General features: G+C 72.8%; 15 protein-coding genes. 10 read left to right on the forward strand and 5 right to left on the reverse strand.

From position 1 onward, the window contains the following. The first annotated feature begins 1 nt into the window (after position 1). A complete protein-coding gene (locus VKK44_RS19145; protein WP_343442491.1) occupies positions 2-1,174 on the forward strand; it encodes a mandelate racemase/muconate lactonizing enzyme family protein in 1,173 nt (390 codons plus the stop codon). On the opposite strand, the gene VKK44_RS19150 is transcribed toward VKK44_RS19145, so the two are convergent. The 3 genes from VKK44_RS19150 to VKK44_RS19160 form a co-directional block, all read right to left on the reverse strand. Beyond that, positions 1,119-1,871: a FadR/GntR family transcriptional regulator gene (locus VKK44_RS19150; protein ID WP_343442492.1), complete on the reverse strand. Its 753-nt coding sequence runs from the start codon at positions 1,869-1,871 to the stop codon at positions 1,119-1,121. The two genes, VKK44_RS19145 and VKK44_RS19150, sit on opposite strands and share 56 nt — an antisense overlap. Before the next feature lie 110 nt (positions 1,872-1,981). Then, positions 1,982-2,449 carry a hypothetical protein gene (locus tag VKK44_RS19155; RefSeq protein ID WP_343442493.1) on the reverse strand — a complete coding sequence of 156 codons (468 nt, stop codon included), beginning with the start codon at positions 2,447-2,449 and terminating at the stop codon, positions 1,982-1,984. A 31-nt stretch (positions 2,450-2,480) separates the two neighbouring features. Next, entirely contained in the window at positions 2,481-2,978 is a 498-nt protein-coding gene (locus tag VKK44_RS19160; RefSeq protein ID WP_343442494.1) for a YcxB family protein, read from the reverse strand. A gap of 550 nt (positions 2,979-3,528) precedes the next feature. Between VKK44_RS19160 and VKK44_RS19165 the strand changes: the two genes are divergently transcribed. The 4 genes from VKK44_RS19165 to rox all read left to right on the forward strand — a co-directional run bounded on the left by VKK44_RS19165 (position 3,529) and on the right by rox (position 7,762). After that, positions 3,529-4,836 carry a CE1 family esterase gene (locus VKK44_RS19165; protein ID WP_343447818.1) on the forward strand — a complete coding sequence of 436 codons (1,308 nt, stop codon included), beginning with the start codon at positions 3,529-3,531 and terminating at the stop codon, positions 4,834-4,836. 112 nt (positions 4,837-4,948) lie between these two features. Next, positions 4,949-5,368 (forward strand): PPOX class F420-dependent oxidoreductase, encoded by a 420-nt coding sequence (locus tag VKK44_RS19170; protein ID WP_343442495.1) that lies wholly within the window; start codon positions 4,949-4,951, stop codon positions 5,366-5,368. Between the two features lie 22 nt (positions 5,369-5,390). Then, positions 5,391-6,125: a hypothetical protein gene (locus tag VKK44_RS19175; RefSeq protein WP_343442496.1), complete on the forward strand. Its 735-nt coding sequence runs from the start codon at positions 5,391-5,393 to the stop codon at positions 6,123-6,125. A 152-nt stretch (positions 6,126-6,277) separates the two neighbouring features. Next, positions 6,278-7,762, forward strand: a complete 1,485-nt coding sequence (rox, locus tag VKK44_RS19180) for a rifampin monooxygenase (protein ID WP_343442498.1) — start codon at positions 6,278-6,280, stop codon at positions 7,760-7,762. 117 nt (positions 7,763-7,879) lie between these two features. Here rox and VKK44_RS19185 read toward each other — a convergent pair whose 3' ends face one another. Then, a complete protein-coding gene (locus VKK44_RS19185; RefSeq protein ID WP_343442499.1) occupies positions 7,880-9,133 on the reverse strand; it encodes a cellulose-binding domain-containing protein in 1,254 nt (417 codons plus the stop codon). 298 nt (positions 9,134-9,431) lie between these two features. Between VKK44_RS19185 and VKK44_RS19190 the strand changes: the two genes are divergently transcribed. From VKK44_RS19190 to VKK44_RS19205, 4 genes are all read left to right on the forward strand, one after another. Further along, positions 9,432-11,213, forward strand: coding sequence for a hypothetical protein (locus VKK44_RS19190; RefSeq protein ID WP_343442501.1), 1,782 nt, complete (start codon positions 9,432-9,434; stop codon positions 11,211-11,213). Positions 11,214-11,228: 15 nt separating this feature from the next. Next, entirely contained in the window at positions 11,229-12,188 is a 960-nt protein-coding gene (locus VKK44_RS19195) for a glycosyltransferase family 2 protein (protein ID WP_343442503.1), read from the forward strand. A gap of 83 nt (positions 12,189-12,271) precedes the next feature. Continuing rightward, positions 12,272-12,703: a hypothetical protein gene (locus VKK44_RS19200; protein WP_343442504.1), complete on the forward strand. Its 432-nt coding sequence runs from the start codon at positions 12,272-12,274 to the stop codon at positions 12,701-12,703. 101 nt (positions 12,704-12,804) lie between these two features. Next, positions 12,805-14,634, forward strand: a complete 1,830-nt coding sequence (locus VKK44_RS19205; protein WP_343442506.1) for a hypothetical protein — start codon at positions 12,805-12,807, stop codon at positions 14,632-14,634. 61 nt (positions 14,635-14,695) lie between these two features. Here the strand turns inward: VKK44_RS19205 and VKK44_RS19210 are convergent, their stop codons facing one another. After that, positions 14,696-15,067, reverse strand: coding sequence for a YciI family protein (locus VKK44_RS19210; protein ID WP_343442508.1), 372 nt, complete (start codon positions 15,065-15,067; stop codon positions 14,696-14,698). A gap of 232 nt (positions 15,068-15,299) precedes the next feature. Here VKK44_RS19210 and VKK44_RS19215 point away from each other — a divergent pair, with 232 nt between their 5' ends. Continuing rightward, a complete protein-coding gene (locus tag VKK44_RS19215; protein WP_343442510.1) occupies positions 15,300-16,034 on the forward strand; it encodes a DUF2306 domain-containing protein in 735 nt (244 codons plus the stop codon). The last annotated feature ends 13 nt before the right edge of the window (positions 16,035-16,047 follow it).

Raw genomic sequence — 16,047 nt, forward strand, 5'->3', positions numbered from 1 at the left:
CGTGAAGGTCACCGGCTACCGCAGCCTCACCACCGCGCACGACTGGGGACGGCTGATCGGCGACGCCAACGGGGTGATGCCGGAGACGCGTACCGACGTGCCCGTGCTGATCCTGGAGACCGACGTCGGTCTGGAAGGCGTCGGTCTCGGCCCGCACGGGGACGTCGAGCGGGTCTTCCGCGCGGTCGACGGCGCCGATCCCCGCGCCGCTCCGGCGCTCTACGACCGGATGCTGAACCAGGTGTTCAAGACCGGTCACGCGGGTGCGACGTTCGGCACCGTCGGCGCGCTCGACATGGCGTTGTGGGACCTGAAGGCGAAGGCGGCGGACGAACCGCTCTGGCGTACCGTCGGCGCCGCCGACCGGTTCGTCCCCGGCTACGCCTCCGGGCTCGACATCGCGCTCGACGACGACGCGCTCGCGCGGCTGTACGAGCGCTTCGCCGAACGGGGCTTCGACGCCGCCAAGCTCAAGGGCGGCCACGACGTCGAACGGGACCGACGCCGGCTGGAGGCGGTCCGGGAGATCCTCGGCCGCAACTCCCCCCGCCCGGCGCTGATGCTCGACGCCAACGAGGCGTGGAACCGCGCCCAGGCCGTCCGGTTCGTCACCGCGCTGGAGCGTACCGTCGACCTGACCTGGGTCGAGGAGCCGGTGCGCCGGTGGGACGCGGCCGGCCTCGCGTCGGTGCGCCACGGCGTCCGGGCGGCGGTCGCCACCGGCGAGAACCTCACCGGCCTGGAGCAGTTCCGACCCCTGCTGGACGCGGACGCCGTCGACGTCGTCCAGGTGGGCAGCGTCTGGGGCATCACCCACTTCCTGCGGACCGCCGCGGTCGCGCACGGGCGGGACCTGCCGGTGAGCCCGGTGGCCTACCACGCCAACCCGCTCGCGGCCGCCGCCGCAGCGGTGCCCAACCACCTGGCGTGCGAGGTCCAGGACTTCACCTGGCCGATCGGGCTGGCGGTCGACCAGGAGATCGCGGACGGCGGCATCGTCCTCGGCGACCGGCCGGGCCTGGGCATCCAGGTCGACGAGCAGCGCATCGCGGCCACCCGGGCGTCCACCTCGGCGGGGGGGGGGCGCGCCGGCCTGCGGCTGGTCCCCGACCCCGCAGCTACCGTCCCTCGCCGCCGCCCGGCCCGGCCAACCGGCGCCGCTGCCACGAGGTGACGATGTGGTCCCGCATGGCGCGTTCGGCGGCGGCCACGTCCTGGCGGGCGATGGCGTCGACCACCCGCGCGTGCTCGTCGAGCGTCGACTCGAACGCGCTCTCGTACGCCATTCCGTGGTACCGGCTGCTCTCCATCGCGCGCCGGTAGAGGCGCTTGCAGATGTTCTCCGCCAGGCGGTTCCCGGACAGCTCCATGACGGTGAAGTGGAAGACCACGTCCGCCTGCCGGAACGAGTCGGTCTCGTGCCGGATCTCGCGCATCACGGCGACCGCGTGCTCGACGCGGGCCAGTTCCTCCGGCGTACGCCGGCTCGCCAGCGTGCCCGCCATGGCCGCCTCCAGGCTGCCGCGCACGACGGTCAGCTCGTCCAGGACGCCGAGCGACTCGTCGTTGTCGATGAGCGCGGAGAGCACGACCGGGTCCAGCATGTTCCACGAGCCGACCCGGGCCACCTGGGTGCCCCGGCCCTGCGAGACCACCACCAGGCCCTTCTCCTCGAGCCGCTTCACCGACTCCCGGATCACCGTCCGGCTCACGCCGAAGTGCTCGCTGAGCGGCCCCTCCGGCGGGAGGAGCTGTCCCGCGCCGAGCTGGCCGGTGACGATCAGCTCGACCAGCTCACTCACCACCGCCACCCCCAACCGCTCCGCCGGGCGGCGGGGCGGAAAGGCGAACCCGTCCAGGCGAGCCGTCATGCGCACACCCTAGTGCAGCGCCACGGCCGTCCTTCGACGTCGCGACCGGATCACGCGCCGACCGCGTCCGGCCCGGCGGGCGCGTCGGCGGGCCGGCCCGGGCCCGGCCGTCACGCGGTGAGCAGCCGCTCGATCCGCGCGTACTCGGCGGACATCTCGGGGGTGGCCAGGAAGTCGTCGAGGTCGGCCGGGACCCGGTAGTCGACCTGCTCGACCGCGCGGACGGCAAGCTCGTGGATCTCGTCGCGCCGGCCCGTCTCCAGATAGGTCGTCCAGTGTTCGAGCGCCGAGACGGCGATGAGGAGTTCCGGATCCATGTCCCCGTCGCTGAGGACGCCGTCGTCGATGCGCGTGAGCAGCGCGCGCAGCTCGGCCGCGCCGGCCGTCGAGGCGTTCGCCCGGGCGACGGTGAACGCCGCCGACGCGTCGTCGTCGAGCTCGCCCGCGGCGGCGATCCCGGGCAGTTCCTCGTCCCGGACGACCCGGGCCACCGTCTCGGCGCCGAAGGCGCGGAGCGCCTCGTCGCGGGCACCGGCGACCAACCCGCGGACGGCCGCCTCGAATTCCTGGTATCTCACGGCCGCAGTCTAGGGACGGCCACCGACGAGGTCACCGGGACCGGAGCAGGCCGCGTCCGGCCAGGAACGCGCGCAGCGTCTCGTCGTCCCCGGCGGCCATCAACCGGCGCGGGATCACGGTGGCCGGCATCCGGCCCACGTACACGATCCAGAACTCCGGGCTGTCCGTGACCCGGGTGACCCCGTCCCACGCGATGCCGCCGGACTCCGAGCCGCTGCGCATCATGATGTTGTCGTCGGTGATGTCGTAGCCGCCCTCGACGGCGTAGTCACCGGAGCGGCGGCGGGCGCGCCACCGGACCCACGGCGAGTAGAGCATCGACAGCAGGCCGGCCACGAGCATCGACGTCCACAGCGGCGCGACCCGATCGCCCCACCCGAACGCCCCCGAGGCGACCAGGCCGACCACCCCGACCGCCGCCAGCGCCGCGCCGAGGCGGCCGAACGGGCGCAGCCGGACCCCGCTGAGCGCGGCGGCCACCCGGCCCGGGTAGGCGGGATCGGCCGGTACGTCGAAACGGATGTGCACGCCTCGCACCCTAGCCTGCGCTCCGGACGGACCAGAGGTCCGCCGCGCTCGACGGCCGACCGCCGCGTGGTGATCGTTCACTATCGGGGCGAGCCGACCGCCGCGCCAAAACTTTCGGGCGGCCGGACGGGGTTTTTGATCAGTCCACATGACCCTGAGCTGTGCATCTGGCCGAACGCCGACGGATCTCGGCCATACACCGAGAGGCGGCATCGGTGCGTTTACCGCAATGCTTCCGGTTGAAGATGTTATCGATAACCTGCTATCTTTCGGCACGGGAGCGCAGGGCACGCTCCCACGACCGGTCGACCGGCACGGCGCCGCACAGGCCCTTCCCGCCGCCCGACCGGCCGGTGACCGGTCCGGGCCGCTCCGCCGACGCCAGCCGACCGGAGGGCGCTGCCCGGACGCCGTTCCGGCCCGGCCGCACCGCTCCCCCACGCCACCTCGCAGGCGACCCCGGCACGGCTTCCGCCCCGGCGGCACGTCGCGGTCGCCGGGCACCCACGCGCACCCCACCGGCACCACATCGACGGCACGGAGGCAAGCAATCGTGAAACGTACCCCGCTTCTCCCATCCCTCGCCGCGGCGGCCGTGTTCCTCGCGGCAGCCGCGGGCGGCGTGCTGAGCGGCGGCCTCGGCCCCGCGGCGCAGGCCGCGACGAACGGCACGCTCGCGGCGACCGCCGGCTGCGGCAAGGCCCCCACGCTCACCAACGGGACCCGCACCATCTCCAGCAGCGGACAGAACCGCAGCTACATCCTGCGCATCCCGGACGGGTACGACCGCAACCACCCGTACCGGCTCGTCTTCGGCTTCCACTGGCTGAACGGCTCCGCGAACAACGTCGCCTCGGCCGGCTACTACGGGCTCCTGCCGCTGTCGAACAACAGCACGATCTTCGTCGCGCCGCAGGGCATCGACAACGGCTGGGCCAACACCAACGGCCGGGACCTGACGCTCTTCGACGACATCTCCCGGCAGGTCGAGAACGACCTCTGCGTCGACACCACCCAGCGGTTCGCGCTCGGCTGGAGCTACGGCGGCGCCATGAGCTACGCGGTGGCGTGCGCCCGGCCCACCGTCATCCGCGCGGTGACGGTGCTGTCCGGCGCCAACCTCAGCGGCTGCAACGGCGGCACCCAGCCCGTCGCCTACTTCGGCATCCACGGCACCCACGACAGCGTGCTGAACATCTCCATGGGCCGGTCGCTGCGCGACACGTTCGTCCGGAACAACGGCTGCACCGCGCAGAGCCCCCGTGAGCCGGCCCTGAACAGCTTCACCCACATCACCACCGCCTACGCGGGCTGCCGGGCCGGATACCCGGTGCAGTGGGCCGCCTTCGACGGCGACCACACGCCGAGCCCGGTGGACGGATCGGGCAGCCCGAACGACTCCCGGACCTGGACCTCGGGGGAGATCTGGCGGTTCTTCAGCCAGTTCGAGTCGACCACCCCGCCGACCACGGCCCCGCCGACCAGCACGCCGCCCACGAGCACGCCGCCCACCACGACCCCGCCCACGACGACACCGCCGACGACTCCCCCGCCGACCGGCTGCGCGGCCAGCTACCGCACCGTCAACACCTGGCCGGGCGGTTTCCAGGGTGAGGTCACCGTGGCCAACAACACCACCGCCACGATCAACGGCTGGACGGTACGGCTGACCCTGGCCTCCGGTCAGGCCATCAGCAGCCTCTGGGGCGGCGTCAACACCGGCACCACCGGCACCGTGTCGGTCCAGAACGCCCCCTACAACGGCACGTTGGGCGTGAACGCCTCGACCACCTTCGGGTTCACCGCCACCGGCAACGGCGCCACCGCGCCCGGCAACGTCAGCTGCACCGGTTCCTGACGACGCGGACCCGGGGCCCGGAGCCGTCCGGCTCCGGGCCCCGCGGTTCCCCTGCACGGGACACCGCCGGTACGTACAGTGCGGGGACAGCGCCGTCGCGAAGAGGAGAGCCATGTCGAAGCCGCCGCTGCCCGAGCCCGCCGTCGCCATGCTGCGCAAGCCGAACCCCGCCGTGATCGCCACGCTGCGCCCCGACGGGCAGCCGGTGTCCGCGGCCACCTGGTACCTGTGGGACGACGGCCGGATCCTGGTGAACATGGACGAGGGGCGCCGCCGGTTGGGCCACCTGCGCAACGACCCCCGGGTCACCCTCACCGTGCTGGACGAACAGGGCTGGTACACCCACGTCAGCATCATCGGCCACGTCGTGGAGCTGCGGGACGACACGGACCTGGCGGACATCGACCGGCTCGCCCGGCACTACACGGGACAGCCGTACCCGCGACGGGAACGCCGCCGGGTCAGCGCGTCGATCGAGATCGACCGCTGGCACGGGTGGGGCGCGCTCAAGGACAGCAGCCAGATCGGCTGAGCCGGCCGGGCGAGGAGTTCGCATGTCCGCTCGACCGGGCCGGTGGCGGCGCTGGCGCCGGGTGGTGGCCGGCGTGGTCGTCCTGACGGTGACCGCGACGGCCGCGCTGGTCCTGGCGTACCCGTCGGCCGCCGCCACCACCTGCCCCCGCTGCTACGGGCTGGTGCCGGTGCGGCACGGCCTCTACGCCGAACCCGACCTGTCGGACGCCGACCGGCAGCGGCTGATCGAGGTGTACCGCGACGCGAACCAGCGGGTCGACGACTTCTACCAGGGGCGCGAGAGTGACCCGACCGTGCTCGCCTGCCTCACGTCCGACTGTTACCGGCGGATCGGTGGCGGCGGCGAGCGCGGGATCGCGATCCGCAACCGGGCGCTGATGCTCTCGCCCCGGGGCATCTCGCCGGTGATCGCCGCGCACGAACTCTCGCACGTGGAGTTCCACGCGCGCCTCGGTTCCCGGCGCGACGAGGTTCCGCAGTGGTTCGACGAGGGGCTCGCCGTGCTGGTTTCCGACGACCGGCGGTACCTCGCGCCGCCGACCGCCCCGGACCGCTGCCGGGACGCCGCGCCGGGACCACTGCCGGGGACGCTGGACGCCTGGCTGCGCGCTGCCGGCGCGGACGAGCAGGTGTACGCCAGGGCCGCCTGCCGGGTCCACCGGTGGGTGGCGGCACACGGCGGGCGGGCGGCCGTGCCCGACCTCGCCGAGCGGCTCCGCCGCGGTGAATCCTTCGCCACGCTCGTCGACGACTGACCCGTTGCGAACCGGTCGAAAAACAAAGGGCAAGGAGCAGAACTCCTTGCCACTATTAACGTATACCGCACCCCCGGGCTTGCGGCAAGACCCCGCCCGTGGCGCACAATCGTCCGCCGAACGCGGGAATCGGCCCACCATGGGGGAATTGCATGTTCGATGTGATCATTGTCGGCGGCGGCCCGACCGGCATGATGCTGGCGGGTGAGCTGCGCCTGTACGGCGTGAACGTGCTCGTGCTGGAGAAGGAGGCCGCGCCGCCGCCGTTCGTGCGGTCACTCGGGCTGCACGTCCGCAGTGTCGAGGTGCTGGACCAACGGGGTCTGCTGGAGCGTTTCCTCGACCACGGCAAGACGTATCCGATCCGTCCCGGCGAGATCCGGGGATTCTTCGCGGGAATCGAGAAGCCCGCGCCCGCCGGGTTGGACACCGCGCACGGATATGTGCTCGGCATTCCGCAGACGCTCACCGACCGGCTGCTCGCCGAGCACGCGGCCGAGGTCGGCGCCGAGATCCGGCGCGGCGACGCCGTGGTCGCGCTGGACCAGGACGACGACGGCGTGACCGTCGGCCTCGACGGCGCGTCGGCGACGCCGTTGCGGGCGCGCTACGTCGTCGGCTGCGACGGCGGGCGCAGCACGGTCCGGAAGCTGCTCGGGGTCGGGTTCCCCGGTGAGCCGTCGACTGTCGACACGTTGCTGGGCGAGATGGAGGTGACCGCGTCCCCGGAGCACATCGTCGAGGTGATGACCGAGGTGCGCCGGACGGAGAAACGGTTCGGGCTGGGGCCGTCCGGCCGACCGGGCGTGTTCCGGGTGGTGGTGCCGGCGGCGGGCGTGGCCGAGGACCGGGCGACGCCGCCGACGATCGAGGAGTTCCGGCAGCAGCTGCGCCGGTACGCCGGCACCGACTTCGGCGTGCACTCCCCCCGTTGGCTGTCGCGCTTCGGTGACGCGACCCGCCAGGCCGAACGCTACCGGGTCGGGCGGGTGTTCCTGGCCGGGGACGCCGCGCACGTCCACCCGCCGATGGGCGGGCAGGGGCTCAATCTCGGCCTCCAGGACGCGTTCAACCTGGGCTGGAAGCTGGCGGCGGCCGTCACCGGCCGGGCGCCGGACGACCTGCTCGACAGCTACCAGGCCGAACGGCATCCGGTGGCCGCCGACGTGCTGGACAACACCCGCGCGCAGATGCACCTGACGAGCACCGAACCCGGGCCGCAGGCGGTCCGGCGGTTGGTGGCGCAGTTGATGGACGTCGACGAGGTGAACCGGCTCCTGATCGAGAAGATCACCGCGATCAGCGTCCGGTACGACTTCGGCCCGGGCCACGACCTGCTCGGGCGGCGGCTGCGCGACGTCCGGCTCCGGACCGGGCGTCTGTTCGAGGTGATGCGTACCGGCCAGGGGCTGCTGCTCGACCGGACCGGACGGCTGTCCGTGGCCGGCTGGGCCGACCGGGTCGGTCACGTCACCGACCCCGACGCCGACCTGGACGTGCCGGCTCTCCTGCTCCGGCCGGACGGGCACGTGGCGTGGGTCGGCGACGACCAGCGGACGCTCGACGGGGCGCTGGCCCGGTGGTTCGGCGGCAGCCGCGCCGACGTCGACGGCGGCCCGGCGGGGCCCGCCCGCTAGCCCTGCCGACCGTCGGACGCTCCGCCGGCCCGCCCGGTCCCCTGAGCAGGGCCGGACGGTCCAGGGTGTGGTCGCCCGGCCGGACCACACCCTGGACACGTCCACGATCCCGGCGGGTCAGCAGCCGATCCGGCTGGACCCGACCGCGACGTCGTCGTACCAGAGCGTGTCGGATCCGCCGCCGTAGCTCTCCCAGCCCAGCTTCAGGTCGGTGAGCTGGGGCCGCCAGGTGCGGTTGTACCACTGGCCGTCGATGTCGTGCGTCGGGACGCCGTCCGCGGTCAGCCCGGGCACGGCGGCGCCGTCCAGCCAGGTACGGAGTTGACCGGCGGAGCCGTCCACCATGAACTCCAGGCAGGCCCACCGGTTGGTGGGCAGCGGCAGGCTCTGCGCCACCCCGGCCGGGCTCTGTTCGGGCAGCGTGGCGTCGTCCGAGGCGCGGTTCCACTGCATGGCGCCGTTCTGGCCGCCCATCCGCAGGTCCTTGTTGCCGTCGGCGGCGTCGGTCATCGCCATCATCGTGGTGTGGTCGGTGGGCTGGGCGGTGGTGTGCCGCACCCAGATCCGGCCGTACCGGACGCTGCCGAGGCTGCCGAGGTTCTTCGTGGACCGGATGAACACGTGGTTGCAGTAGCCGGCGGCGCCGTTGATCCGGACCGCCCGGCTGCCGCTGTGCGCGGTGGTCGTGTCGACGGTGGCCGTGCCGGCGCCGGCGCAGTCCGGGTTCACCACGGTCCAGTCGCCGGACGGCGTCGAGCCGGTCTGGTTCTCGAAGCCGTCGCAGAGCGCCGCGCCGGCGCACCCGACCGGCGGCGGCGCGGTGGTCGGCGGCGGCGCGGTGGTGGGCGGCGCGGACGTGGGCGGCGCGGTGGTGGGCGGCGCGGTGGTGGGCGGCGCGGTGGTGGGCGGCGCGGTGGTCGGCACCGTCGTGGTGGGCGCGCCGGTCGGCCCGGCGCCGTTGCACGGCACACCGTTCAGGCTGAACCCGGTCGGCGCGCCGCCGCCGGCGGAGAACGTGCCCTGCACGCCGAACTCGGTGGAGCCGCCGGCCGGGATGCTGCCGTTGTACGACACGTTGCGGGCGGTCACCGTCGATCCGGACTGGGTGACCGTGGCGTTCCAGCCGTTCGTGACGCGCTGGTCGCCGGGGTACGTCCAGGTGACCGTCCAGCCGGAGACGGCGGTGTCGCCGGGGGAAACCTTGATGTTGGCGGTAAACCCGCCGGACCACTGGTTGGGCGTGTAGTCGACCCGGCAGCCCTGGGCGGCTGCGGCCGGACCGGCGAGCAGAGCCGTCCCGGTCGCGGCCACGGCGGCCAGCGCGGCGACGGTCGCCAGGATCGGGGCGGGGCGGGCGCGGAGAATCGTCATGGAGGGTCCTTCTGCCATCGAGCTGGGCGGAGGCGACGCGGCGGCGCGCGTCCCGGACGGACGCGGCGCGGCAACGTGCCCTGGATGTGGCGCGGCGGTGCGCCACGGCGACCGGTCGGCGCGTACGACCGACGTGCCCGGCTCGGGGTGGAGCTGTCAGCCGCCGACGGCCCGGTCGGAGGACCTCGGCGGCGCCCGCCCCCAATCTATTGACAGATCCCTATTCAATCAAGCGTCGATGGTCCACCCTCCGGACAGCTGATCGACAACGGGCAGCACATCGCAGACCATCTATCCCATGGAAGCCCCGTCCACCGACGCTCGGGACAGCACCGAGAGCGTGCCCCCCGAACAGCCCCCAGCCGACCCGCCGCCGAGCCGGCCCCGATGGCGCCGCGCCCGTCCCGAATGGATCCTCGCGGCGCTGGCCAGCCTGCTGGTGTCGGTGGCGCTCACCTGGCCGACGCTGCGGCACCCGGCGAGCACGATCCCCGGTGACCTCGGCGACCCGACGTTGCAGGCGTGGCAGGTGGCCTGGGCGGGGCACGCGCTGCTGAGCAGCCCGCTCGACCTCTGGCACTCGAACACGTTCTACCCCGAGCGGTACACGTACGCCTACAGCGACACGCTGCTCGGATACGCCCCGGTCGGGATGCTCGGCGGCGGCTTCGAGGCGGCCGTGATCCGGTACAACGTGCTCTACGTGCTGCTGCACGCGCTGGCGTGCCTCGGGGCGTACGCGCTGGCCCGCCAGCTCGGCGCGAACCGGTGGGGCGGGGCGGTCGCCGGGATCGCCTGGGCGTTCGGGCCCTGGCGACTCGCGCACTCCGGGCACCTGAACATCCTGTCCAGCGGCGGCATCGCGCTGTCCCTGGCGATGCTGGCCCGGGGCCACGGATGGTCGCTGCGCCACGGCTACCGGCCGGAGCGACGGCAGCCCGGCTCAGTGTTCGCCGGGTGGCTCGTCGCCGCCTGGCAGGTCAGCCTCGGCTTCGGCATCGGCCTGCCGCTGGTGTACTTCCTGCTGGCCGCCGTGCTGGTGGCGGCCGGCTGCTACGGCTGGTCCTGGTGGCGCCGGCGGGAACGCCCACCGTTCGGCCGGCGGTTGCTGCTCGCGGACCTGGCCGGTGGCGCCGTGTTCGGCGCGGTGACGCTGCTGCTCGGCCTGGTCTTCCTGCGCGTCGTCGACCTCAACCCGCAGGCCCAACGCACGTTGGACTGGACGAAGATGTTCTCCCCGCCGCTGATGGGGTTCCTCACCGCGCCGGCGGACTCGTGGCTGTGGGGCGAGCGGCACGCCGCCGCACGCGAGCAGCTCTCCTGGCCACCGGAGATGGCGCTGCTGCCGGGCATGACGCTGATCGGGCTGGCCGCGGCGGGGCTGATCGTCTCCGCGTACCCGCTCCGGCGCCGGGTCGCGCTGGGGGTGGGCGTGCTCGGCACGGTGCTGCTCGGGTTGGGCGCCACGCTCGGCGGGGACGGCGATCCCGGCTACCTGACGCTGTCCACGCACCTGCCGGGCTGGGACGCGTTGCGGACCCCGGGTCGGATGATGCACTGGACCAGCCTGCTGCTGGCGCTGCTGGCCGCCGGGCTGGTGACCGCGCTGGCCGAGTCGCCGGGACGATCCACGGGCCGTCTCCGGTCCCGGGTGCTCATGCCGCTGCTCCTGCTGGTGCCGCTGACCCTGGTCGTCGTGGAGGGCGTCAACACCACGCCCCACCCGGTGGTGCCCCGACCGCCGGCGGCGCTGCGGGCGGCCCCGGAGCCGATCCTGGTGCTGCCGGCCGGCGGCGTGGGCGACCTGACGTACATGCTGTGGACGACCGACGGCTTCCCCCGGGTGACGAACGGGCTGGCCGGCTTCGAGCCGGTCAGCCAGGCACAGACCAAGGCGGCGATCGCGTCGTTCCCCGACCCGGGCAGCGTGGCGTACCTGCGCGGAATCGGCGTGCGGTCGGTCGTGGCCGTGCCGAGCCGCGCCGCCGGCACACCGTGGGAGGGCATCGAGGCCCGGCCGGTCGACGGGCTCGGCATCACCCGGGAGGATCTCGATGGCACGCTTGTCTACCACCTCTGAGCGGGGCGGGGCGAGGTGACGCACGTGCGGCTGTCCGTGGTGGTGCCCTGCTTCAACGAGGAAGCGTCGGTGGAGCGGTTGCACGGGACCGTGCGCGCCGCGCTCGCCGAGCTGCCCGACGTGGACGTCGAGGTGGTCTACGTCGACGACGGCAGCACCGACGGTACCCTCGCGGCGCTGCGCCGGCTCGCCGCCGCCGACGCCGACGTCCGCTACACGTCCCTGAGCCGCAACTTCGGCAAGGAGGCGGCGATGCTCGCCGGGCTGCGGCGCACGACCGGCGACGCGGTCGTGATCATGGACGCTGACCTGCAACACCCGCCGCGACTGCTGCCCGAGATGGTGGCGCTCTACCGTCAGGGCTTCGACCAGGTGATCGCCCGCCGGGACCGGCGTGGTGACCGCTTCGTCCGGACGCTCGCCTCCCGGTCGTTCTACCGGGCCATCAACTGGTGGATCGACGTACGCCTGCTGGACGGCGCCGGCGACTTCCGCCTGCTGTCCCGGCTCGCGGTGAACGCGATCCTGACCATGCCGGAGTACAACCGGTTCTCCAAGGGCCTGTTCTCCTGGATCGGCTTCCGGACCGCGGTGGTGGCCCACCGCAACGAGATCCGGCAGGCGGGGCGGAGCCGGTGGACGTTCGGCAAGCTCTTCAACTACGCGTTCGACGGCCTGCTGTCGTTCAACAACCGACCGCTGCGTCTCGCGATCTACGGCGGCCTGTTCCTCACCCTGATCGCGGTCGCCTACATGGCCTGGGTGGTCGCGGACGCCGTCGAGAAGGGCATCGACGTCCCCGGCTACACCACCATCATCGTCAGCGTGATCGGGCTCGGCGGCATCCAGATGATGCTCCTCGGGGTGATCGGGGAGTACATCGGCCGGATCTACTACGAGACCAAGCGCCGGCCGCACTACCTGGTGCAGGAGACCGAGCACCCGACCGGCCCGGGCGGGCGCCCCGGGACGTGACCGCGCTCTTCGGACGGGTCGGACCGACATCCTGAGTACGCCGACTCATGCCCGCCACATCGACCTCGGCCACGCTGGAGCGCATGACGTCTGCCACCACCACCGCTCGCCGGGGCGGCCCGGTCGTCGGACTGCTCGTCGCGCTCTGGGCCTGCGGGCTGATCGCGACGGCCGCCTGGTGGGTGGGCATCGGCCTGCGACAGTGGTCGGTCAGCTACGGCGACGCCACGGGTGAGGTCGCGGACCTACGACGCCGGGCGACCCTGGCCCTGCTGACCTTCGTGCTGGTGGCGGTCGCCGGGCCCGTTCTCATCGCGCTCGTGGCGTACCACCTGCGCCTGGTCCGCACCGCGATCGCCTTCCTGGTGCTGGCCGTCGGGCTCACCGTCCCCGCCCTGCCGATCGCCGTGCACGCCGGCCGGGACCTCGACCCGGCGCCGGCACCGACCACGCCCGGCCCTCCGGGCCACTGCGTGGAGCACAGCGGTGGCGACACCCGCTGCCCGGGCGGTTGACCGCCCTCCCGGCAACCGTCAACGCATCCAGGAATCTCGATCTATCGAAGTGGGTAGAGGCGTGGTCCCGGACGGTGCGTCCGGGACCGATCGGAGGTTCGATGCGCAGACACCGCAGGCTCCTGCTGCCGGCCGCAACCGTCGTGATCACCCTGGGTACGGGGCTCCTGCCCGCCCTGGCCCAACCGGCTGTGGACCCCGCACCGGCCGACACCGTCGACGAGCGCACCTGCATCCGCCACATCGAGGGGGTGGACTGGTTCTTCGATCCGTGCGTCGCACCGGACGAGCCGTTGCCACCCGACGTGCTGACCGGCATCGAGGAGGACCGGCAGGCCCGCTGCGGGCCGACCGGGTCGCCCTCGACGACGCCACCCGCGGTCACCCTCACGACGACGACGCCGTCGGCTCCCTCGACCACGACCGCCGCCCCGACCGGCATCCCGACCTCCAGCGGCAGCGCGGGTCCGAGCCCGAGTGGATCGGCCGGCCCGTCCGCCTCGGTGCCGTCGAGTCCGTGCCCGGTCACGCCGAGCCCCACCCTCCCGACGTCCACGCCGCCGACGTCGCCCGGCACCACCACGTCCGCCACGCCACCACCGGCCACCACCGCGCCACCCGGCACGGTTCCGCCCAGCGCCACCGTGCCGCCCGGCACCACCGCGCCACCGACCACCACCGCTCCGCCCGGCACCGCTGCGCCCAGCGCCACGGTGCCGCCCTCGGGCAGTCCGTCACCGACCGCCGGCGGGTGCGCGGCGCCCGGCGGCCCCGCGCCGGCCGACAGCCGCCTCTCCGAAGCGGAGAAGGACCGGCTCTGCCCACCGAACCGGAATCCGGCCGCGCCCGTGGTGCTGGTGGCGACCGGTGACTCCGTCACCTCGGCGCACATCCAGGTGAAGAACCACCACGAACCCAGGAAGTGCGCCGTCAACCAGAACACCAGGGCCGACCAGCGGGGCCTGCCCGGCAACGACATGACGTCGAGCTACGCGGGCAGGTACGTGACCGAACTGAACCGCGACGTGGTGGAGTACTACAACTTCGCGCGTACCGGGATGGGCACCGGTGACATCCTCGGCGCGCCGGCCACCTACCCGGATGCCTGCGAGAACGTCTGGTCCCGTACGTCGCCGCCGGCAGCGCTGGCCGAGGCGGCCGTGGCCAAGGCCAAGCAGGATCGGCGCAAGGCGTACTTCGTCACCACCGGCGGGATCAACAACACCAACTGGACCCAGGTGGCCCAGGGCATCGCGATGTGCGGCATGGCCGAGCTGATGCGCACCGAGATGGTCAAGTACTTCATCCGGAACAACCTCCCGCTCAACGCCGTGATGCGCTGGTACGACACGACGGGCAAGCAGATCGCCCGGGATGACGTGATCAAGGGCGGGGCGTGCCAGGTGGTGCTCCAGGAGAACGTCAACGCCGGCAACGAGAAGGAGGTCACCGTCGACCGGCTCCGGTTCACGGTGCCCGCCTTCGACGGCCCGGCCAACTACGCGAAGATCACCGCGGACGCCAACGCGATCACGACCCGGATGGTCCGCGCCGGGGCGGACAAGGTGGTCTGGATGGGCTACTACGACATCACGCCGGCGAAGGTGGCCCTGGGGGCGTTCGCCCAGACGTACGTGCAGAACACGAAGCTGCCCGACCCGGTCAAGGGCGCACTGCCGAACATCCCCGACGTCGAGGTGGACCTCGTCACGCAGCCGGCGTGGAAGACACAGGTCCAGGCCTGGACGAAGGACGTCAACAACGCCATCCGGGCGAGCATCCTGCCCGCCGACCCGATCGTCCGCTTCCAGCCGGCGCCGGCCCTCACCTCCGACAAGATCCAGAAGACGTTGATCGGCGGATGCCCGCACCCCAACCTGACCGGGCACGACGAACTGGCCAAGGCACTGGACGCCGCGATCAAGGCGTAGACCATCGACCCGGGCCGGTACGCGGATCGCGTACCGGCCCGGGTCGATGGATCGGGTCTGCTCAGTCGTCCTGGTGGCGGCGGAGCATCGCCTCCGTGTCCGGGTCGTAGCTGATCTCCCGCACCTCCTGCGGGCATCGGCAGGCGTCGGCGATCCGGGTCGCCCACGCCAGCCCCTCCTCGCGGGTCTCCGCGTCGACGATCACGAACCCGCCGAGGAACCTCTCGGCCTCCGGGTCAGGGCCGTCGGTGACCGTCCCGTCCGCGGTCACGACGCTCGCCTTCTGGCGTTCGACCCCGATGCCGAACACGTACGCACCGGCCTTCACGGCATCCTCGATCACCGCGTGCGAGGCCTTGTCCACCTCGGCCATCTCCTCGGTGGGGATGTGGTCCATCGCGCCGTCCTCGAACGAGATCAGGTACCGCTTCATGCCATGACTCCCTTGTCCCGGCGACCCTCTCCGGTCACCCCTCACCTGTCCCTACCCACGAGCGGACCAGATATCGACGCCCGTACCGGATGAATTCTTCCCCAGATCCCCGCTTGCCGCTCCGGACCGTGGTGCCAGCACCACCGGAACGCGGGAGTCAGCACCGCCGACCCGACGACCCGGACGGCGCATCGTCTTCCCTGTCCGGCTCCAGCGACGACGGGGAGACACCGTGCCCACGAGGATCGACAACCGAGGTTCGACGTCCGCCACCGACGCCCCGGCCGGCCGACGCCGGCCGGGACGGCAACTGCGCTGGGTGGTGCCGCTGCTGCTGGTCGCGGTGGTGTTCGTCGGGTACGCGCTCCCGCCCTATCTGACCCTGGATCCGGGCCGGTCCCGGCTGCCGGTCCCGGCGGCCCATCCGCAGTACTACCCGCTGCTGGTGGCGCACATCGTGTTCGGCTCCGTGGCGCTGCTCGCCGGATGTCTCCAGGTGTGGCCGTGGCTACGCCGCCGCCATCCGGTCGCCCACCGGTGGACGGGCCGGGCGTACCTCTTCGGCGGGGTCTTCCCCGGCGGCGTGGCCGTGCTGGGTGTCGCGCCGCTGAGCAGCACCGGCTTCGTCTCCCAGGTCGGCAACACCATGCTGGCGGTCCTCTGGCTCGCCACCGCCGTCGCCGGATACCGGATGGCGCGGCGACGGCGGTTCGTCGCGCACCGCCGGTGGATGGTACGCAGTTTCGCGTTGACGCTGTCGATCGTGGCGAACCGGTTGTGGGTCGTCCTCTTCGTCGTGCTGCTGCTCCCCCAGGTCGACACGACCTACGGCGGGGACCAGGACGCCATGATCCGGGCCGCGGCCGGCGCGAGCGTCTGGATGAGCTGGGTGGTCAACCTGCTCGTCGCCGAGTGGTGGCTCGACCGGCGGGAAAAGGACTCGACGGGGCGACGCCCGGGCTTGTAACGTGCGGCTGACC

This window comes from Micromonospora sp. DSM 45708 (genome assembly GCF_039566955.1).
In the GTDB taxonomy this organism is placed as follows: domain Bacteria; phylum Actinomycetota; class Actinomycetes; order Mycobacteriales; family Micromonosporaceae; genus Micromonospora.

What these genes read in the sequence shown, in the direction of transcription:
- VKK44_RS19150 (WP_343442492.1), bottom strand. Translation starts at nt 1,871, where the DNA reads ATGACGGCTCGCCTGGACGGGTTCGCCTTTCCGCCCCGCCGCCCGGCG.
- VKK44_RS19170 (WP_343442495.1), top strand. Translation starts at nt 4,949, where the DNA reads ATGTCGAAGCCGCCGCTGCCCGAGCCCGCCGTCGCCATGCTGCGCAAG.
- VKK44_RS19175 (WP_343442496.1), top strand. Translation starts at nt 5,391, where the DNA reads ATGTCCGCTCGACCGGGCCGGTGGCGGCGCTGGCGCCGGGTGGTGGCC.
- rox (WP_343442498.1), top strand. Translation starts at nt 6,278, where the DNA reads ATGTTCGATGTGATCATTGTCGGCGGCGGCCCGACCGGCATGATGCTG.
- VKK44_RS19185 (WP_343442499.1), bottom strand. Translation starts at nt 9,133, where the DNA reads ATGACGATTCTCCGCGCCCGCCCCGCCCCGATCCTGGCGACCGTCGCC.
- VKK44_RS19190 (WP_343442501.1), top strand. Translation starts at nt 9,432, where the DNA reads ATGGAAGCCCCGTCCACCGACGCTCGGGACAGCACCGAGAGCGTGCCC.
- VKK44_RS19200 (WP_343442504.1), top strand. Translation starts at nt 12,272, where the DNA reads ATGACGTCTGCCACCACCACCGCTCGCCGGGGCGGCCCGGTCGTCGGA.
- VKK44_RS19205 (WP_343442506.1), top strand. Translation starts at nt 12,805, where the DNA reads ATGCGCAGACACCGCAGGCTCCTGCTGCCGGCCGCAACCGTCGTGATC.
- VKK44_RS19210 (WP_343442508.1), bottom strand. Translation starts at nt 15,067, where the DNA reads ATGAAGCGGTACCTGATCTCGTTCGAGGACGGCGCGATGGACCACATC.